The 19,345-nt window shown below is 63.1% G+C and carries 18 protein-coding genes and 2 pseudogenes; 13 read left to right on the top strand and 7 right to left on the bottom strand.

Going from position 1 to position 19,345, the window contains the following annotated elements:
* Positions 1-40 precede the first annotated feature (40 nt).
* Positions 41-880, top strand: a complete 840-nt coding sequence (locus BLR03_RS11115; protein ID WP_091252548.1) for an HpcH/HpaI aldolase family protein — start codon at positions 41-43, stop codon at positions 878-880.
* A gap of 20 nt (positions 881-900) precedes the next feature.
* On the top strand, positions 901-1,089 hold the full coding sequence (locus BLR03_RS24720; RefSeq protein ID WP_091252550.1) for a hypothetical protein: 189 nt from the start codon (positions 901-903) through the stop codon (positions 1,087-1,089).
* A gap of 344 nt (positions 1,090-1,433) precedes the next feature.
* On the opposite strand, the gene BLR03_RS11130 is transcribed toward BLR03_RS24720, so the two are convergent.
* A complete protein-coding gene (locus BLR03_RS11130; RefSeq protein WP_091252555.1) occupies positions 1,434-2,048 on the bottom strand; it encodes a TetR/AcrR family transcriptional regulator in 615 nt (204 codons plus the stop codon).
* Between the two features lie 133 nt (positions 2,049-2,181).
* On the opposite strand from BLR03_RS11130, the gene BLR03_RS11135 reads away from it, so the two are divergent.
* The 3 genes from BLR03_RS11135 to BLR03_RS11145 are packed head-to-tail and all read left to right on the top strand — an operon-like array spanning position 2,182 to position 4,660.
* Entirely contained in the window at positions 2,182-3,168 is a 987-nt protein-coding gene (locus BLR03_RS11135) for an aldo/keto reductase (protein ID WP_254788399.1), read from the top strand.
* 22 nt (positions 3,169-3,190) lie between these two features.
* On the top strand, positions 3,191-4,222 hold the full coding sequence (locus BLR03_RS11140) for an aldo/keto reductase (protein WP_091252559.1): 1,032 nt from the start codon (positions 3,191-3,193) through the stop codon (positions 4,220-4,222).
* A gap of 51 nt (positions 4,223-4,273) precedes the next feature.
* Complete coding sequence (locus BLR03_RS11145; protein ID WP_091252562.1) at positions 4,274-4,660, top strand: nuclear transport factor 2 family protein; 387 nt, start codon at positions 4,274-4,276, stop codon at positions 4,658-4,660.
* A gap of 167 nt (positions 4,661-4,827) precedes the next feature.
* On the opposite strand, the pseudogene BLR03_RS11150 reads toward BLR03_RS11145, so the two are convergent.
* Positions 4,828-5,363: pseudogene (locus BLR03_RS11150) on the bottom strand (ATP-binding protein); the annotation flags it as partial.
* On the opposite strand from BLR03_RS11150, the pseudogene BLR03_RS11155 reads away from it, so the two are divergent.
* A pseudogene (locus tag BLR03_RS11155) lies at positions 5,364-6,070 on the top strand (quinone oxidoreductase); the annotation flags it as partial.
* A 30-nt stretch (positions 6,071-6,100) separates the two neighbouring features.
* Here BLR03_RS11155 and BLR03_RS11160 read toward each other — a convergent pair.
* Both BLR03_RS11160 and BLR03_RS11165 read right to left on the bottom strand, forming a co-directional pair.
* Entirely contained in the window at positions 6,101-6,844 is a 744-nt protein-coding gene (locus BLR03_RS11160) for an IclR family transcriptional regulator (protein WP_091252563.1), read from the bottom strand.
* 177 nt (positions 6,845-7,021) lie between these two features.
* A complete protein-coding gene (locus tag BLR03_RS11165; RefSeq protein ID WP_254788400.1) occupies positions 7,022-8,425 on the bottom strand; it encodes an MFS transporter in 1,404 nt (467 codons plus the stop codon).
* A 499-nt stretch (positions 8,426-8,924) separates the two neighbouring features.
* Between BLR03_RS11165 and BLR03_RS23965 the strand changes: the two genes are divergently transcribed.
* Entirely contained in the window at positions 8,925-9,116 is a 192-nt protein-coding gene (locus BLR03_RS23965) for a hypothetical protein (RefSeq protein WP_139184523.1), read from the top strand.
* Between the two features lie 82 nt (positions 9,117-9,198).
* Positions 9,199-9,573: a CBU_0592 family membrane protein gene (locus BLR03_RS11170; protein WP_091252564.1), complete on the top strand. Its 375-nt coding sequence runs from the start codon at positions 9,199-9,201 to the stop codon at positions 9,571-9,573.
* 1,103 nt (positions 9,574-10,676) lie between these two features.
* Here the strand turns inward: BLR03_RS11170 and BLR03_RS11175 are convergent.
* Entirely contained in the window at positions 10,677-11,495 is an 819-nt protein-coding gene (locus BLR03_RS11175) for a tyrosine-type recombinase/integrase (protein ID WP_175460500.1), read from the bottom strand.
* Between the two features lie 507 nt (positions 11,496-12,002).
* Here BLR03_RS11175 and BLR03_RS11180 point away from each other — a divergent pair.
* The 3 genes from BLR03_RS11180 to BLR03_RS11190 all read left to right on the top strand — a co-directional run bounded on the left by BLR03_RS11180 (position 12,003) and on the right by BLR03_RS11190 (position 14,667).
* Entirely contained in the window at positions 12,003-12,236 is a 234-nt protein-coding gene (locus BLR03_RS11180) for a hypothetical protein (RefSeq protein WP_011689691.1), read from the top strand.
* 220 nt (positions 12,237-12,456) lie between these two features.
* Positions 12,457-14,283 (top strand): MarR family transcriptional regulator, encoded by a 1,827-nt coding sequence (locus BLR03_RS11185; RefSeq protein WP_254788402.1) that lies wholly within the window; start codon positions 12,457-12,459, stop codon positions 14,281-14,283.
* Between the two features lie 114 nt (positions 14,284-14,397).
* The gene (locus tag BLR03_RS11190) at positions 14,398-14,667 is read left to right on the top strand and encodes a hypothetical protein (RefSeq protein WP_139184524.1); all 270 of its coding nucleotides are present in this window, start codon (positions 14,398-14,400) and stop codon (positions 14,665-14,667) included.
* Positions 14,668-15,017: 350 nt separating this feature from the next.
* Here the strand turns inward: BLR03_RS11190 and BLR03_RS11195 are convergent, their stop codons facing one another.
* Positions 15,018-15,746 (bottom strand): hypothetical protein, encoded by a 729-nt coding sequence (locus tag BLR03_RS11195; protein ID WP_091252570.1) that lies wholly within the window; start codon positions 15,744-15,746, stop codon positions 15,018-15,020.
* Positions 15,743-16,684 (bottom strand): ParA family protein, encoded by a 942-nt coding sequence (locus BLR03_RS11200; protein WP_091252572.1) that lies wholly within the window; start codon positions 16,682-16,684, stop codon positions 15,743-15,745. The genes BLR03_RS11195 and BLR03_RS11200 overlap by 4 nt, the downstream gene beginning before the upstream one ends.
* Before the next feature lie 1,115 nt (positions 16,685-17,799).
* Between BLR03_RS11200 and BLR03_RS11205 the strand changes: the two genes are divergently transcribed.
* Complete coding sequence (locus BLR03_RS11205) at positions 17,800-18,129, top strand: histone-like nucleoid-structuring protein Lsr2 (protein WP_091252574.1); 330 nt, start codon at positions 17,800-17,802, stop codon at positions 18,127-18,129.
* 209 nt (positions 18,130-18,338) lie between these two features.
* On the top strand, positions 18,339-19,328 hold the full coding sequence (locus tag BLR03_RS11210; protein ID WP_091252576.1) for a polyprenyl synthetase family protein: 990 nt from the start codon (positions 18,339-18,341) through the stop codon (positions 19,326-19,328).
* Positions 19,329-19,345 lie beyond the last annotated feature (17 nt).

The following is a 19,345-nucleotide window of genomic DNA, read 5'->3' on the forward strand; positions in this document are numbered from 1 at the left end:
TGGGCACCAAACGTCTTTTGACGAACAACAGGAGAAACGCATGAAGATCTACGGCGAAAGCGAACACCACAGCGGCCTTCCGACCCCGCGGCTGACTCTCGACGACGGACAGCCGCACCCGGGCGCCTGGGTCAGCTTCCGCGATCCGGCGGTGGTGGACATCCTGGCCGCCGAGGGATTCGACTGGATCTGCATCGACGGCCAGCATGGCGGCCCCGAGACCCACGAGATGCAGCCATTGATCGAAGCCGCACAGCTGTTCTCAGTGCCGTCCGTTGTCCGCGTTCCGGGCCACGACATGGGGACGATCGGCCGGGTCCTCGACGCGGGCGCAAAGGGAATCATCTTCCCCACCGTCGAAAGTGCAGCTGTCGCGACTGCCCTCATTTCCGCGTGCCGTTTCCCCCCGTTCGGGAAGCGAAGCTATGGCCCCACCCGGCGCAGCCCCCGCTACCCCAAGCCGGTTCCAGGCAATCGGCAGGACGACACGCTGTGCATCCTGATGATCGAAACAGCAGAGGGCCTGGCCAACCTCGACGCCATCCTGGCTACCGGACCCGACGCGATCTTCGTGGGACCCTACGACCTCTCCCTCAGCCTGGGCAGCACCCTGGAGCAGCTCACCAGCGAAGGGGAGGACGGCGTCCTGGCCGGCATCGCCCGCCGCTGCACAGCAGCAGGCGTCACGCCGGGCATCTACACGGGCGAACCGGAACTGTCCGAAAAAATGGTCGCCCTCGGTTTCCGCTTCATGCCCACGGCGTCGGACACCGGGCTGCTCGCCGTCGCAGCACGCAACGCCGTGTCAGCCTCGAAAAGACTGGCAGCAGCAAGGGCCACGAGCCATCCGTCGTCGCCGGCCGAAGTTGCCGCAGGATGACAACCCAGAAGACTCCACCCATGCCCTACGCCATGCAAATCCTCCCCCCGGCGGTCCCGAAGTCTTCAAGCGGATCGCCACCCCGCGCCCAGTCGCAGGGCCGGGACAGTTGTTGGTGCGGCGTCACCGCCGTCGGCGTCAACTTCATCGAGACGTACCAGCGCAAAGGTGTCTACGCTGTCGACTACCCCCTGAGTGTGTCAACTTAAATTGGCCCCGGTAGGACGTGTATTTTTGGCCCCAGCAGTCTGATGGCGTCGGTCGCTACTGCCGGACGTGCAATTGAATCAGTCCTGTTGGGGGAACACGTCCACTATGAGGCGCCCTCTTAGGTTTGGGTTCGTTCCATGGTGCTGGCCTTGACGTTGTGGCGACTCGCGCGGTTGTTCCAGCAGGGCGAACCGCAGTTTCTTGGTCGTGCTGCCCTTGGCGCTGGCTCTACCGGCCATGTGGCCCTGCGCATCGGTGGTCGTGGCGCAAACCCTCGTGGAGCTGATCGGCGTGGTGTTCCGGTTCCTGCCGATGGTCATAAACAAGCCGAGTAGGGGAATCACTAGCCTTCCCATGAGGCGATGGCGCGTTCGACATAGGTTGTGACAATGGCGCGTATGTCGGTTGTCGGATCGAGGAGCCATTGCAAGCCGACGCCGTCCAGCATCGCCGTAAGCAGCCGCGCCTCGATCTCGATCTGCGCAAAGGAAAGGGGCGCGATGTCACCGATCCGGGCAGCTTCGCGCAAATGTGCCGCGAGGGTTGTCAGGTTCGATGTGTAGCGCTGGGTGATGAAAGCGTGTGCCGGGTGGGTCGGGCTGGAGGCTTCAGCTGCGATGGTGGTGAACAGTTCGAGCAGGCCGCGGTTGTCCTGGTGGGCGGCCATGACCTCTGGCAGCCGGCGGAAATAGTCCAATCCGCTGACATCGGTGAGTCCGTTCTCCACGGTCCGTCGGTCCCATTCTTCCAGCACGGCCGTGAGCAGGCCTTCCTTGCTGCCGAAGTGCTGGATCAGGGTGGCGTGGTTGACGCCGGCCTGCTCGGCGATCGTGCGGAGGGAGCCGCCGGCGAAGCCGTGTTCGCCGAAGACATCCATGGCGATGCCAATGAGCTGCTCGCGTCGGCGAACCCCTGTGCGGTAGGGGCCCCGTGTTCTGGTCTCCGCGCTTTCTGGCATGTCACTACTTTCTCATGACCATTGCCCAAATATAACCACTCGGTTAGGATTTAGCTTCAACACGGCTTCTGACCGCTGGGGACCTCCTGACTGGCTGCTGCGCGCGTCAGTCAAAAGGTCCCGACACTCGAAGATGGGAATCCTTGAGATGAAGTACTCCGTTCTCGGCCCGACCGGCGTGCGCGTGTCCCGCATCTGCGTCGGCACGGCGACCTTCGGCGTGGCACCGGGCCCACAGGAATCCGATGGCGTCGTGGGGGCGGCTTTGGATCTGGGCATCAACTTCTTCGACACCGCGGATGTCTACGGTTCAACGTCGACGTTCGACCGGCCCGGCGCTCCGCCGGCCGCAGAGCGTGAGTCCGCCGAGGAGATCCTCGGCCGCTCCCTGGCCGGCCGGCGGGATGAGGTGGTGCTGGCGACCAAGTCCGGGGAGCGGAGGTTCGATCCGGATGCCGGTCTTTCGCGCCGGTACATCATCCAGCAGGTCGAACAGAGCCTGCGCCGGCTGCGCACTGACCGTATCGACCTCTATTACGCGCATTTCCCGGATCCGAACACGCCCTTGGAGCAGACACTTGCCGTCTACGACGATCTGATCCGACAGGGGAAGCTCCGGTATGTCGCTTTGTCCAATCACACGGCGTGGCAGATGACCGAGGCCCTGTGGATCGCCGATGACCGCCGTCTGGTCTCCGCCCCCGTTGCCGCGCAGGTGATGTACAGCCTCTTGGACCGAAGCGCCGAGAAAGAGTTGACCGCCGCGTGCGTGCGGTTCGGTCTGTCGATCATTCCGTATGCGCCGCTGCACGGCGGTCTCCTAGCCGATCTGTCGATCTTGGACCGGCCGATCGCGGGAGGCAAGCGCTATGGCGGGCCTGGATACTCCGATACCGAGATCGCCGTCGCCCGCCGGCTGGACCAACTGGCCCGCGATTGGGGCCTGGGGATGCAGCAGGTCTCGCTCGCGTGGCTGCTGTCCCGCCCGGCGGTGGCATCGGTGATCGTCGGAGCCGAGACGGCCGACGAGCTCCGCGCCAACGCCGCCGCAGCAGATGTCGAGCTCACCAAGGAACAGTTGGATGTGGTATCGGCGCTGACTGCCGGGACCACGTCCTGACCGGAAGATACGAGGAACTCTGATGATGTACTCACGCCTTGGCCAGACCGGTGTCAGGGTCTCGAAGATTGCGCTGGGCACCGCCACCTTCGGGGTCGCCCCGAACGCGGAAGAGGCAGACAGGGTCGTCGGTACTGCGCTTGACCTTGGCATCAACTTCGTCGATACGGCCGATGTGTACGGCAACATGCCCGTATTCGACCGGCCTGGAGCCAAACCTGCCGCGGAGCGCGAACCGGCCGAGCAGATCCTCGGCCGTGCCCTGCGCGGACGCCGTGACAAGATGGTGATCGCCACCAAGTCCAATGGCATCGTCGGGCTCGGCGTCAATGACCGGGGGCTGTCTCGCCGGCACATCATTACCCAGGTCGAGGAGAGCCTACGGCGCCTGCAGACCGACTACATCGATCTCTACTACGCCCACGACCTCGACCCGGACACCCCGCCGGAACAGACGTTGGCGGTCTATGACGACCTGATCCGGCAAGGCAAGATTAGATACGTCGGGCTATGCAACCACCCGGCTTGGCAGGTCACCCGCGCGCTGTGGATCGCTGATGACCGCCGTCTGCAGGCTCCCGTCGCCGCCCAGGTCAAGTACAACCTCATCGACCGCGCCGCCGAGCGGGAGCTCGCACCGGCGTGCGAGCAGTTCGGCCTGTCGATCATTCCCTATGCCCCGCTGCATGGCGGACTTCTCGCCGACCTCGCGGTCCTGGATCGCGAGGTCTCGGGCGACGAACGATTCGGCGCGCCGGGGTTCTCCGAGGCGGAAATTTCCCTTGGCCGCGAGGTGGATCGACTCAGTCATGAATGGGCTTTGGGCCCTTACCAAGTCGCCCTGGCATGGCTGCTGTCCCGCCCCGCCGTCGCCTCGGTGATCGTGGGGCCGGAGACTGTCGATGAGCTTCGCGCGAACGCCACCGCCGCGGACATCATGCTTGAGCAGGCCCAGTTGGATGCCCTGACGGCTTTGGCTATCCAACCACCGGCTTTCCACCATCGCGCCGGTGACGGGCCGCTCAAGCCGACCACCGCAGATTCGATCGTCTAATCCGGCATCTCTTCGAACTTTTCATCACCACCAAACAGTTAGGACGCAACCATGTCCCGTGCAGACCAGAGCACCGTCGACTTCCTGACCGAGTACTTCGCTGTCATCGAGAAGAAGGATTACGAACGTCTCGGCGACTACTACGCCGACGACATCACCCTCACCTTCGCCAACGCACCGACCGTCAAAGGTAAGGACGTCGTGCTGGCGCAGATGACTGTGATCGGCGGCAAGGTCGGGTCCTTGGCCCACCCTCTGGTCAACATCTGGCAGGAGGAAGACGGCGTCGTCGTGTTCGAGGTCGACAGCTCCTGGCGCTTCCTCGACGGGGTCGAAGTGACGATCAGGGCCTGCTCGATTTTCACCATCGCCGACGGGAAGTTCACCGACCAGCGCATCTACGTCGACAACGGCCCCATCAACTCCTATCTCAGCTGAACCCAGCAGCGAGAACGAGCCATTCGAACGATCACTTATGAGCGGCATGCCAAATGGCCAGACACATTGGAAACGCAGGGAGACCGCTCCTGCGCTGGAAGTCTCAAGTCGATCCTGAAACGCACATTCCTCTGAAGAGCGTGACCACCGTAGGCACCGGCTCAGGCTCACTGTTGCTTCCGTGTGGTGGCCAGGCAGTAGGAATCTGTGCCGGTTTCGATGATGGTGCCGTTGAAGGTCAGGCGGTCCACGATCGCGGCACAAAGCCTTGGGTCGGTGAAGGTTTTGGTCCAGCCGGAGAACGACTCGTTGGAGGCGATCGCGATTGAGTTCTTCTCTTCGCGTTCGGTGAGGACCTGGAAGAGGAGTTCGGCGTCGCGGCGGTCCAGTTCCATATAGCCCAGCTCATCAATGCACAGCAGATCGACCCTTCCGAATCGGGCGATGGTCTTGGCCAAGACCTTCTCATCGGCCGCCTCCACAAGCTCGTTCACGAGCCGGGTTGCCAAGGTATATCTGACCCGGTAGCCCTTCTCCGCCGCGGCAGTGCCGAGGCTATCAGCAGATGGGATTTGCCGGTCCCGGAGTCCCCGATCAGACATAAGGGAGCGCCTTTGGGGATCCAGTCCCCAGTTGCGAGGGTATGGATGGTGGCAGGATTGATGTTCGTGTTCGCCTCGAAATCGAAATCGCCCAACCACTTGCCGACAAGGCGTTTCCGGTGCCCGACGGCGTCCCTGACGATGTAGCCGCAGCATTACTGGCCCCAGGCATCACAGCACACTATCTGATCAATTCCAGCTACCGGGTTCAGCCCGGCGAAACGGTCCTGACCTACGCCGGCGCCGGGGTGTCGGGAAGCTGTTGACCCAACTGCTCAAACATCGCGGGGCCACCGTGATCACCACGACGTCCACTCCGCAAAGGCCCGTCAGGCCCGGAAGGCCGGCGCTGATCATGTCCTTGAGTACGCGCAGGTTCCGGAGCGCGTGCGCGAGCTGACCGGCGGCCGAGGCGTCGACGTCGTGTATGACGGCGTCGGCAAGGACACCTTCGAAGGTTCCCTGGACGCGCTGCGTGTCCGCGGCACGCTCGTGCTTTTCGGCGGCGCCTCCGGGCAGGTGCCCCCGTTCGATCTGCAACAGCTCAATACGGTTCGTTGACCGTCTCCCGCCCCAAGCTCGATGACTTCCTGCTCGATGCCGAGGAGCGGCGATGGCGGTCGCAGGAACTATCCGATTTGGTCACCGAAGGGATCCTGAAGGTCGAGATCGGCGCGCGTTTCCCGCTGGAGCAGGCCGGAGAAGCGCACGCTGCGCTGGAGTCGCGGACAACCAGGGCAAGGTCATTCTGGTACCAGGTGCGGACTCCGCCCAAGTCAACGGACCGCAGACGTTCGCCTCACCCTGAGGCTCGGCAGCCCGAGAACGTCAGGCAATGTCAAAGGATAGCCTTGGCAATCTCGTCCGCTGCCTGTCGGAGCCTCTCGACGGTGGCCGGCAGGCGGCCGGTCCTCAGGCGCTCACCCGGTCCGTTCGCCGTGATGACGCCTGTCAGGCGCCCGCTGATATCACGTACCCCGCATCCGACCGTGAAAAGGCCCTCTTCGAGCTCGTTATCCAGCGTGGCATAGCCCTGCTTCCTGACCTCGTGAATTTCCCGGATCAGATCACTCCGCCGGTTAATGGTGTGGCGCGTGAAGCTCTCCAGCATGTCAGGCATAACTTCTGCGATCTTTTCGTCGCTCAGTTCGGCCAGCAGGATCTTGCCCGTTGCACTTGCATGCAGGGGATACTTCCGGCCGATGTACTGCTGGGGCACATTGAGGATCCGTGAACCGGAACTTTCTGCGACGAGGTCGTAGTCCAGGTCGCCGTTGACGATCGCGAAGCCAATCGACTCGTTGAGGTCGGCGGCCAGGTCATCCAGGATCGGCTGGAGGCGCGCCGCCAGCCCGGATATCGGATCAGCCAGACGCCCGAGGCGGGCGATCTCGAAGCCGAGTTTGTAGAGGTTGTCGTCGCGATCGACAAACCCGATCTGCTCAAGCGTCAGGAGCAGGCGGAAGGCGGTGGGACGGGTCATCCGGACGGCCTGAGCAAGTTCAGTCACGGTGATCCCTTGCGGGTGACGCCCGAGTTCCCGGAGCAGGGCACCGGCTTTAATGACCGATTTGTTGGTCATATCCGTGGGTTCTTGCGCCAGCTCTTCTACGTCTGAGTCAGTCACTTCTACACCGTTCGTCGGGGGACTTATGGGCCGAGGACGCCTGTATCGTGTGTGCACGACGAAACAAGAGCCCTCTTTCCAATCCTAGGCCTCCAATTTGAATGTCGTGTTCATTTAGTTGGCAAGCTGGGCTTAACCTCCAATCCGCCGTTGAGCGGCATGGTCACTGGATGGCTGCTTGACCGCAGCCTTACCGAAGGGCGCAGACGCTTCACTCAAGCTCAGCCCCCGGGTTTCCGGCGCCAGGAACTGGGAGACTACGGCTCCGATGATGCAGATGGCCGCGGCGAAGAGCATGGTGATTCCCGCGCCGAGTCCGTCCACGGACAGCGGGAGGATGAACGTTCCCGCCGCTGCACCGATGCGGGAGACGGCTGCGCCGAAGCCTACGCCGGCGCCCCGGATCTCCGTGGGGAAGACTTCGCCCGGGTAAACCCCAGTGAGTGCTGTCGAGACGGCGTTGGCGAAGGAGAAGGTCACGAAGCAGACCAGGATGACGAGCGGTGATATGTGCGCGAACAGTCCGATGATGACGAGGGCGACGGCGGCAGCCCACATGGGCGGGATGGAAAGCTTGCGGCGCCCGACCCGCTCGATGAGGAACATCGAGGTAAGGGAGCCAGCGACGACGACGCCGTTGAGGAGGAGGGCGCCGGCAAGGCCGTCTTCGACGCCCAGGCTCTCGAGCACGATGGGCGCGAAGGTCGCAATGGCGAAATATGGGGTGACATTGCAGACCCAGAAGACGCAGATGAAGATGGTTGCCCTGCGGTACTCCGGCGAGAAGAGCTTGCGGAAGCTCGTCTTTTCGCGCCTTTCAGCTTCCAGTTCACGGACGTCGGAAGGCTCCATGTACTCGTTGGCGATGGCCATGGCTTCGTCCATGCGTCCTTTGTTGAGGAGCCAACGGGGTGACTCGGGTGTGCCGAGACGCAGAAGGAACACGATGAGCGAGGGGACGGTGCTCATGCCCAGGATGACGCGCCAGTCAGCGTGGATCGCCCTGGACATGACGTAGCCGATCGCGTAGGAACTCAGGTAGCCGACGTACCAGGCCACTTCCTGGAAGGCCAGCAGCTTGCCCCGCAGTTTTGCGGGTGAGAATTCGGCCAGCAACGGCCAGCCGATCGCATAGTCCGCGCCGATTGCCATCCCCATGACGAGGCGGACTAGGAAGAGCTGCCAGGCCTCCCCCACGAAGAATTGTGCGGCCGAACCCATCAGGAAGACGGCCAGATCGACGATGAACATCGGCTTGCGTCCGACTTTGTCGGCCAGGTAGCCCCCGATCGGTCCTCCGAAGAAGATTCCAATGAGGGCCGACGCCCCGATCAGTCCCTGCCATGCGAAGGAGAGGTTAAGGTCGGCACTCAGGGCCGGCATGACCAGACCGATGCTTCCAAGGATGAAGCCGTCGATGTACATGCCGCCGGCGATGATGGCGCTGAGCTTGTAAATGAATCGCGTCTTGCGCGGATCCGGCGTCGTTCGCATCGTTTCGGACGGGCCATTGACCGGGTCTACAGGTGGATTCACGGTGAACTTCCTTGTTCTCGTGAGTATAAATCCCGGCATGGCCGTCAGGCGACTGCTTCCCTAAGACGCGACCAGAGGCTGACGGACGCGGCTAGTCCGCCATGTCGGGGAAGAGCGCCCCTCGTAATCCGCCATTGGACTCTGCACAGTCGCGGACTGGACATTCTTTTCCATGGCCGGCGTGGTCTCTGCCGGGTTCCGGCTTCCCGCGCCGATCCTGTCCCGTCGTGTCATCACCGATCACACCCACAGCTAGAAGAAAATTGAACGTGACGTTCAATAGATGAACTACTTCCATTGTGACGCAGTTCACTCACGCGCGCAATAGAGAAAATGAACGTCGTGTTCACTTTTTTGTTCACGATGCGCTCATGCCACACAGCCCCCTTGCGAGCGGGAAGTGGCATATGTCATGATCCTTCTGTGTTCACAAGATGAACGTCCCGTTCATTGCTGAACGCCTCACATGTCTGCCGATAGCTTCAGAGGGGAAGCCATCATGACCATCGCCCAGCGCCGCTTTTCTGTAGCCCTGCGACACCGTCGGGCCCCCCGACATTGGGGCACCCAGTCCAGGCACGAGGCCGCGGTCACCGAGGTCCGGCCCAGCCCACCGAGATCCCGGATCACCGCGGCACCTTGGGAAGGGCTGTACCTTGAAGTCGACGAAGCCGCGGACAGCGGCGCCTGACACATTCGCCAATGGCCCGACCGAAAGTAAACTCCGAAAGCCCAGCAGCTAACACTGTGGGCCCGCTCTTTGAAAGGACACCATGGAAGTGCTCTGGGAAATCGCCGGATGGGCAGGCGCGGCTCTGATTCTGACCGCCTACCTGGCCGTCTCCATGGGCTGGTTGAAGGCCGGCAGGCGCTTCCAGACGGCAAACCTCGTCGGCGCTTGTGCCTTCATTGTCAATGGCGCGGTCCACGAAGCATGGCCTTCCGTGGTCACGAACATCGCATGGTTCCTCATTTCCGCCGTTGCGATTCTTCGCATGCGATCAGCGAGCCAGCCGCCCGTGCCGGCTGCCGATGCTCCACAGTTTCCAGGCCTCCCCGACACGACCGGCCAGCTCGCTGTTATTGAGGTTCTGGCCAGTGCCGTTCATAGTGACGCCGACGGGCGTGCGCCCAAGCATCAGGCCTGAGCCCGCCTGCGCACGCGCAGCATTGACTTCCTTCCCGGTCCCCGCCACCGACCGTAGGAGACTGCTGAAATCATCGCGGATCGGGCGCTTCGGCTGGACTCGTGTACCTGATGGTTGAGTTGGGTTATGCAGGGACGCGAGGACGCCCAACGCGGGTATTGGATGTGGACGCGCTGCCCGGTGAGTTGTTGGCTCCGGGCGGCGTCTTCGCTTTCTGACCGAACATCGGGGGACGTCGGTTTCCGGGAGTTCGAGGGCGCTGCGCCCGTCCGGTCCAGCGATTTGTTCATCATCATGTTCATAAGTACGCTCCGCGACCAGCCGTACTCGACGGCGGCGGAGGCACATCAGGAACGCTGTTCCGGGGTTTCGGCCTCTTCCTGAGCACGGTGATGTGACCCCAGGGCAATTGTGCAACAGGCTGTTTTCGGTACTCCCAGCCCATCTGCCGGCTCCGGATTCCAGCAGGGCCAGGGAAGCTGGTGCCAAGAGCTGACGGACAACTTCGCGGGGCAACGCCTTGCCGGGGACATCCACGCCGCGGGTAATTCCTCCGGGATGGTCCGCGCGGGTCAAAGTGAAACTGTCCGGTAGTCCCGCGGCGGCACCGCCCGCTTTGGTCAGCCCCCATCGGCGGAGATCTTCCAGAACATGATTGAGGAAACGCACGCACCGTTGTTGGCCGCTGAGGCTGAGCAACGCGCTCTCACGGAGTTGTCCCAGCCGGATCAAGTGCGCCGTGATGTCCTCCCGGCCGAGCCGTGTGGCGTCGATCCCGGCGTCCGCCCGTTCCCGCAAGGTCGCGGAAAGCAAGGCGAGGGAAAGGACCACATCGTCCATGTAGCGGGCACTGACACGGCGAAGGGCACCGCGCAGCACCCACTCCTTCGCGACCGACAACAGCCGCGGCTGGCTGATGTCTGTCGCGCCGCGACCGGCACGGTCGGCCCGGCCCCGGAACCGGGCGGGGGAGGCGGCCGGGGCGTACCCAAAAACCCGCAAGTCCCAGATGTCCAGGGGAAGTTGTGCCTCGATGGCCGCCGATAACGGGTGCCCGGCCAGCGGGTGACTTGCCGCTGGATCGAGTAACCGTGCGACCGCTGTCACGAATGCACCCGGGATGTCAGCCGTTCAGTGAGTCGGCCAACCGCCGCGCGGCGGCGGCCGTCGCTGACGTGGATGTACGGATCAGCCGACGAGGGGCTGCTCCACCCCAGAAGGGCCTGCAGTTCATCGCGGGTTGTTCCCGACGCCAGATGCTCAGAAGCCGCGAAGTGCCGCAGCATGTGCGGGTGGATGTGACGCAGACCCGCCGTCCGGGCGAGCCGCTCGATGATCTTGTGGAGGTTGCGGGGCGACATCGCGTAACCGCGGGTCAGCCCGTTCAGCGTGGCGACGAGCATGTCGTTGTCTGCGGCCTCGCCGCAACCGTCGCGCTCCAGCATGTAACGGTCGTAAAGGGCGAGCAGAATCCCCGGTGCGGGGACGGCGAAGTCGAACTGTGCTTTGGACCAGGCGCCGTTCGGGTTGCGGCGTCGGACGACGTGGATGTGTTCGCCCGGGACACGGCACAGACCGCTGTTACCCGGTTGGGCCGGCAGTCCGAGTCCGGCCGCGTCGGGCACGAGGTGCAGGTCCTGGCGTCGCAGTCCCAGCGCCTGTCCGATCCGCATCCCGGTCAGTGCGAAGAGAAGGATCAGGAACCGGTCGCGGGCGGTCGTGGCGGCATCGAGAAGAGCGGTAACTTCTGCTGCCGTCGCCTGGTCCGGTGCCGTTGCGCGTCGGGACTCACGGCGTCGGTGCCGTACCCGCGGGCCTCTCGCCGAGTGGAACTCCCGTTCGTCGGGGAGCTCGTATAAATCGCTGAGAAGCCGGGCAGGCAGCGCGCCCTCGGTGATCGCGAACCGGTAGAACTCACGCACGGCGACGAGGATCCGGTTGGCCCGGCCCGGCGTCCGGGGCGAGCCGGCGTTCCGTCCGGATCTCTGGGGTTCTGTCGCGAGGTAGGCCGCGAACAGGTGAAGATTTCGGGCTGCCTGCTCAAGGTCTCGACCGCTTTGTTGCGCCCACGTCAGGAATAAGGCGATGCCCCGACGCCGCAGTCACCCACGATGTGTCCGAGTTCAGCCCCTCCGCCGCCCATCTTCCAGTTCGGCAGGGTCGCTGGAAGATCGACTCACGTCGGCAGGTCGGGCTGTCGTCCCACCAGGAAGATAGAGTTTCAGCGCAGGTCTGCGAAGCCCAAGAAAAGTGCAATGCGACACGCGGAGTCGTTTTCTGTAAACAAATCCCCGGATGTCGCCGATAGCAGTGCTAATTTCGACTCAGTCGATAGCTGTAAACAGAAACCTCAAAGTGGTCGACTTCAAGTAGCACCAGCGATGAAGCAGTCACAACCGCAGGTTGTGCGAGATTCAAAGGACATGACCATGAGCGCAGTAATCAATCGTGGAGGCGGACGACCCAGCAAGGGCCTACGCAAATACATTGGCTTCCGCACGCAGGCTAAGACCGCGGAGGACGTTCAGATGATCGCTGCCGCCAAAGGCATGACTGTCACTGACTACGTTTCCTCCGCCGTCGACCGGTCCTTGCGCGAAGACCTGGCATTGCTGGATCATTTCGCCCATCAGGAGGAACTGCCGATCCGCATAGCCTCATAACAGAAGAAGGCCCGCACTAGGCGGGCCTTCGAAGCTGAAGATCCACGATCCGGGAAGCTTGCCGGCGAACAGATCGTAGATCGGATGGAAGACCTTCACAGGACTTCATTTGTGTTGCAAAACCGATCCTGCAAGATCGGCCTTTAGTCATTCCCTCGACAGGAACAGAATCATCGTACAACAGCACGCCCGCGTGCTGCCAGCCATATACGGCGCTGGCGTGTCGCGCGGGCCATCCTCCACACACAGCCCCGCTCAGGCGTGGGCTGCCTTGGCGCCTATCCTCGCAGGTCAGCCCCGGGTTAGGCTCTCACGGGACGCAGGTAAGACGTACCCGCAGAAGCACGAACGGGCCCTCACTGAGGCGCTGCCCACATTCCCGGCGGCGGTCCGCATTTTCGGCAAAGACGGCACCTGCGCCGCGATCTTCCTTGACTTTGACTCCTCGGTCGCAGGTGTCGACTGGGTTTTGGCAGATGTCCGGGCCGTTCAGACCTGGCTGCACTCGGTCGGTGCGCGGTGGATTGAGGATTACTCGCCTAACGGCGGCCGGCACGTGTACATCCCGCTCGAGCAGCGGGTCACGTTTTCTGAAGCGCGTGATCTTGTCGAGGCGCTGGGTACCCGCTACCGGAGCCTGGACAAGACCCCGCACCAGAACCTCCTGCACGGTTGCATGCGCACACCCGGTTCCCTGCACAAGCGCGGCGGCTACCAGGAACTCGCGATGAGCCTGTCCATGGCGTACGACATTGCTCGTCGGCCCAACTCCGCCGATATCTGGACCGCGATGACCGCTGACCTGGCGGGGGAGATCAACGCCGTCCGGGCGCTTCGGCTCGAGCAGACTTTCACGCCCGTCACCGAGGAAGCCCCGGCCGTCAAGCACCCGGCCGGCCGGATGTCCCGAGTCATGCAGCTGATGGCCCAGACCGGGCTTTACGACTCGAACCGGTACGCCACCGATTCGGATGCCCGCCAGGCCATCGTCACCGGGGCCGCAGCTGCCGGCCTTCAGCTTGTGGACGTCGAACGCCGCATGATGCAGGGGACCTGGCCCGGGCTGGCTTCCTTCTATGCCCGGTATGCCTCCCGCCACCGGGTCCCGGCGCTGCGCAGAGACTGGATCAACGCGGTCGCCTACCTGAGCAAAAACCAGTCAACCAGGGGCGGGAATAACAATGTCCGTAGATCCCCCACAAGCCAGCCAAGTACACAGCCCCCCGTACTAAAGGGCTTGAATCCAATTTCGTTGAATCCCGATGCGGAGCATCGGTTCATCCGGACGTGGCGGAATGCGCTGCGAATCAGGGAGGTCAACTACCAGGAATCACGAACAGGCATGGCGCGGAGGATGGTGCTCAGGGCACTGGGGGAGGCAGCCCACCTGACGGCGTCCCGGTTTATTGAATTCGGCGTCCGGTCCATCGCCGTCGCGACCGGACTGGATCACACCACTGTCGCCTTGCACCTCAAGGCCCTGCGGTGTGAGAAAGACCCCCTCGTCACCCTGGTCGAGGAAGCTCGTGGGACCAGGGGCGATCTGTATATGCTGACCGTCCCCGAAGAGCTAAAGACGGCAGCCGAGGAGGCGTCCTGGCAGAGAGGAAAAATCCACGCCCTGCGCCCTGCATTCCGGGAGCTGGGTCTGCCGGCGGCATTTGTTTACGAAGCGCTGGAGCACTCCCCCGCACTGCCGATCGCTGAACTCGTCCGGGCCACGGGCCTTTCACGGTCGGCAGTGAACGAGGCCCTGGAAGTACTCGCTGCCTGGAACCTGGTGGCCCGGGGCGCCGGCAAGTCCTGGTCGGTGGTGTCATCGACGTCGTTGAAGCAGCTCGCCGAACACCTCGGGGTGCTGGAAGCTGTCGCTGCGCAGATGCAAAGGTACCGGAATGAGCGGATCATCTGGCGCGAATGGCTGGCCAAAAACGTCAACACCGTCGCCGAGCTCCTCTCCCCCGGTGAGGACTATCCCTGGGAGACATTCGAAGGCCCGCCTGATGATTGGGCGTTGGCGGACATCGCGTTCGGCCGGGCCGGATGAGTTTGGTTGACGGGTCGGTGACTGGGCGTGTCCGAAACGGGCCACTCCCCTGTTCTGGCGCGGAATTTTTCGTTGACGAGCAGCGCCGTTGCGGCCGCCGTACACATGAGTCTCATGACGACGAAGATTCACCTGGTCGTTGCGGCAGACCCTTCTCAGGACAGCGAAGAGTTTGGATCATGCCATGTCGGTTGCACCACATGGCAGCCGGGCACCCGTCGGTGCAAAGTCTGGACGCACGAAGAGCTGTTCCGCCTCTGCGAGGCCGAAGTGGCAAGCATGTGGGCGGACACGCGGTCCCTGAAGTTTGCTCGGATGCACGCTCACCGCGACGCCGACATAGTGAAGACCCCCGCCCGTTTCGAATTCATCCAGACGTCGTAAGCGTGCTGGAGGAGGAACTCGGAAGCTGGATGCGGGGTGCCGTCAATCGAGACGCAGAAGACGGCTGGAGCGGCATTGAGGTCGTCAAGGAAGTTGCGAACACCAGGAATGGGCTCCGCCACGACAGGACCCTGCGCGTACTGTTCGCCTACGGCCGCATCGATCCCAGCGAAGTGAAGGCAGCCATGGCCAAGCACGACTTCAAGAGCCTGTGTTCAGCACCCAGCGGTAGAGGACTGCCAACGAGCCACTCCCCCATTCCTCCGGCCGGACGTCGCGGCTCCCGGTTTTGTGCCATAACGCATGCCATAAGCACTATGGGAAGTCATGCTTGACGGCCTGTGCGAGGTCTAGCTTCGCTCCCCCGCGGCCTGGACCACCTGGTTGTGGAGCTTGAAAACTGCCGAGACGAGGGCGCTCCGTGATGGGGCGTCGAACTCGGTGACCTTCTCATCCAGCCAGGCAATCTGCACGCCGTCGAGGCGCAGCTGGATCTGGATGCCGGCCTCTCCCCTGCGCCGGGGCGCACGGCGGGGCATGCCGGAGATGGTCAGCAGGGTCTCTGCCACAAATTCCCCCGCAATCTGCTCATCGGTCAAGGTCTCGAAAGCGTCGATGAGGAGGTCGGCGTACGTGGTCCGTTCCCGGTAGACCGTGTCTTTGACATCAGCGAGCAGTTGCGGCGGCAAGTACACCCCGACGTTGCGTAGCGCCCCGGGCACCGCCTCGGAGGCTGTCTTCTGTGCCGGTGCAGCCTTCTTGGCCGCCGGCTGCTGCGGTGCGGTCTCCGGCGCGGTGGCAGGCTCCGGTGACGGCTCGGGCTGTTGCGCCTTCGGCTCCGCCGCCTCAGGAGGCGCCTGCTCAACCTTTGGGGCCTGCTCCTCTACGGACTCGGGTGCGGCCGTAGGCAGTGCTTGAATGGGTTCCCGTGCAGGAGCCTCGGTAGGGTCCTTCGGCGCGGTCACCTCCGGTCCCTGGGTACCCCTCCCCCGCTTCGGCGGCAACAGGCCCTGCAGTCCTACTCCGCGGGCCGGTGCCACGGGTGCGAAGGCTCCTGCCAGGCTCTGGCGGCCGCTCATGCGTGGTTACCGCTTTCGATGTCGTTCAGCCGGGCAAGGATCTCGCCTGTCAGCTGCTCGTACTCTTCAGCTAGTCCCCCGGCGTTGCGGGAGAAGAACCCCTCGGCGGGCTTCTCCCCCGCCCGGAGAGCCTTCAGGCGCTTCTTCTGAGCGTCGGTGACGGCGCCCTCGAGCTCGTGGAAGAGCAGGCCCTTGCGGCGGGCGTCGGCGCTGGCACTCTCCAGGTTCCGGATCCGGGTCTCGAAGACCGGGGCAACCGTGCCTAGCATCTCCTCCAGGGTGTCGCGGACACTGCGTTCCAGACGCAGCGAACGCGGTCCGACACCGAACAGGACAATGCCGGCCAGCTGCAGGGACGGGTTCCGGTCCCGTACGGCCATGAAGCGGCGGGCGATGCGCTCCACGCCGTCGATGCTCGCGTCGTCGGAACGGGTGGGGATGACGACGGCGCTTGAGATCGCAAACGCGCCTTCGACGAGGATCCGCTCCCCTGGTGGAGTGTCGATCAGGATCAGGTCGTAATCGTCTGCCAGCGGCGCCAGAACGCTGTAGAGCATGTCGCCGAAGTCGCCGGCATCGGAGCGGCTGGACCGGGACACCATGAGGCCCTGGATGTCTTCGAGGTCCTGGCCGCCAGGGATGACGTCCAGGTTTTCCCGGACGTTCCGGAGGATCATGGGTTCGGTCCCGGCAATGAGGGCTTGGAAGAGCTCGCGGCCGCTCTGCCGCTCGTAGCCGAGGTCCCGGGCCAGGTCACCCTGCGGGTCAAGATCCACCATGAGAACCCGGGAGCCGGCCAGGGCGACGTACCCGCCGACGTTGGCCGCGGTGGTCGTCTTGCCCACTCCGCCTTTGCCGTTAGCCAGGGACACGACCCGGTCAATTGCCCGTGTTTGGTGGGTTTTCGGGGGTACGGGGGCTTGCAGTGATCGTGCCATCGGCCGGTGACTCTCCTACGTGGTGGGTGGCATTGCGCTCTGCCCTTAACGCTATGTGCACTCCGCCCGGATTGATGGCAGTGACACGCATAGGACGGATCACAACTCGTCCGGTTGAGTGGTCCGCGGGACGCTGAGCGGTTTGCCCCGCTGGACTACGTGCCTACTCCCCTGTTGGACGTCCGGGTGGCTGTCGTGCTTGTCCTCACGTGGATGCCCGCGTCGGACTTCCTGTTGGGTGGTGGGCATGCACTCGTATGTAGACCCCTGTAGTGCTCTCTGCGCGTGTTCCAGTTGATCAAAGGGCAGGTGCCACCGTTGTGGCTCAAGTGAGGACAATTGCCTGAAATGCCATGGAGAACCAAGCTTGGCATGCAACTGTACGTTCGGCGTTGAGAGTAACGGGACATTGTGCGGGCCGTTCCACCATGCGAGCAGCTAGAGATACCACTGTGCCGACTACGGGGCGGAGGACGTGAGAGGCAAGAGCAAATCCAGCCGGAGATCATGCTCAGTTGAGTGCAGTTACTCCCGTTGAAGCCCTGGCTTTACGTGCTACTTGTCGTTCGGGTGTCCATCCAACGTGACTTATGGCAGACCTTATGGCATGAACGGCAATAGTTCGACCGGTGTATCTCCCCGCGTGCGGGTCAACGAGGGCTCCCACCGGTATTTCAGGCAGTGCTCCCGCGAGTGACCACGTGCTCTATGGTAACCGGGCCCTGTGCAGTGAAGCCCGGCGCGGGAGTGTCGGGAGTTTTAACCCAGTCGTGCTGCTACCTCGCTGATGGCGTCGATGACGTCGATGTCGATCCAACCATGGAAAACGACATCTGCGTTGGACAGGCCCTTCTCTGCGTCCGCTTGGGGTATACCTCTGACTGACGTCAGTTGAATGTCGGCAACTGCGTCAGATTGGGGTCTGTGGGGCATTTCCTGACCTCTTGTAGTCAGGGTCTATGGGGTCACCCTGACATTCGTCGGTGGGTCTGTAGTCAGTGCCCGATGTTTGGTCTGCGGTCTCAAGGTCGCTGGAAGTGAAATAGTGTTGAGCGCAAAGGCCGGCGTTGGCTGTGGGGGAGGCGTCAGCGTGAACCACGAGCGAAGGACCCCTGTTGGCCCGTAAAATCCATGTCCAGCTGATCGATGATCTTTCTGGAGAGGACGCCCAGGAGACCATTCGTTTCTCCGTCGATGGCGCCGATTACGAAATCGATCTCTCTGCAGACAACGCCGCTGAGCTGCGGGGATTGTTGCAACGATATGCGGCCAAGGGCCGGCGTCTGGGTGGCCCGTCCGGTCGCAGAGCCGGCCGCGCTGTGCCGATGGGTCGTGGCGAGACTCAGAAGGTCCGCGACTGGGCCGCGGAGAACGGGTACAACCCCAGCTCGCGGGGACGCATTAGCCAGGTCATCAAGCAGGCCTACGACGCTGCCCAGGGTTAGCCAAGGTACCGAGGCGAAATCGATACATTGAACTGATGCGGGGTGCTATGGCGGCCCGGCGCATGTGCGGACGCCGGATCGCGGAAACCGGTCCGGCTCGGCGACGTTCCCGCAGCTGATTTAGGGGCTCGCTGGCCCGGTGACTCGTCCTTCCATATGTAGATGCCATAATTAGAGAAACGTTTCTTCACTGGATTTATGGAGCCCCGTTGCAGAGTTTGGAAGTGGACGGCATGAAAAGCGATGTCCGAGACCTGGTGCTTCAGTGCGCATCAAACACGGGGCAAGGTCCCCTCGACAGGGCCCTTGTCCCTGCCGTTGGGGCGGGAAAGATGCTTCGCTCCAGGCTCGTCCTTGAGATTGGCACGGCTCTAAACCTGGGGCCTTGTGAACAGTTGGTTGCTGCAGCGGCAGCAGTCGAACTGCTTCACGTCGCTTCCCTGGTGCACGATGATCTGATCGATGGCGCGGAGTTCCGGAGAGAGGTGCCGGCCGTGCACGTTGCGGTAGGCGCCGGCACCAGCATTCTGGCAGGGGACTTGCTGCTGGCCCGGGGGATGAATTTGGCGCAGCAGGCCGGGGCCCTCGCGGCGGCCGTCTGGCAGTCGGCATTTGAGCAACTGACACTTGGGCAGCTTGCGGAATCGCAACTGTCACTGCGCTCGGCCGAAGCCGATTTTCTCGGGTATATCTCACTGAAGACGGCGGCTCTTTTCGGTGCCAGCTGCCAGATGGGAGCCATTGTCGCGGGGTCGCCCTTGTCGAGCGTGGAGCACGCCCGGCTGTTTGGCTGGAATTTCGGGATGGCATTCCAACTGCTTGATGACCTGCTCGATATTCTTGGGGATCCGGACGCGCTCGGGAAACCTGTCGAAACTGATCTTCCCAATGGTGTGTACGGTGTCGCCGCCTTGAAGACCATGGCAGGGGAGCGACGCCGATTGGAAGACGCTCTCGCTGCCCGGCAGTTCAGCGCGGCCTACGCCCTACTGCGGTCGCCTGCCACTATTCGGCATTCCCTTTCCTTGATCGAAAGCTACTCCGATGCTGCTGCGGAGGCGTTGCGGCAGGTTCTTGGTGCAGACGGCGCCGAGGACCTGGCCGTGTGGGCGCGGGAGTACGTCAGATCGGCACTTACAGATGGAACAGCAGAAGAGTATCGGTCGTTGCTGCCCAATCACTGGAGAGGGGAATCCTGATGTCCACCAGAATTACG

Source organism: Arthrobacter sp. ok909 (genome assembly GCF_900104405.1).
In the GTDB taxonomy this organism is placed as follows: domain Bacteria; phylum Actinomycetota; class Actinomycetes; order Actinomycetales; family Micrococcaceae; genus Arthrobacter; species Arthrobacter humicola.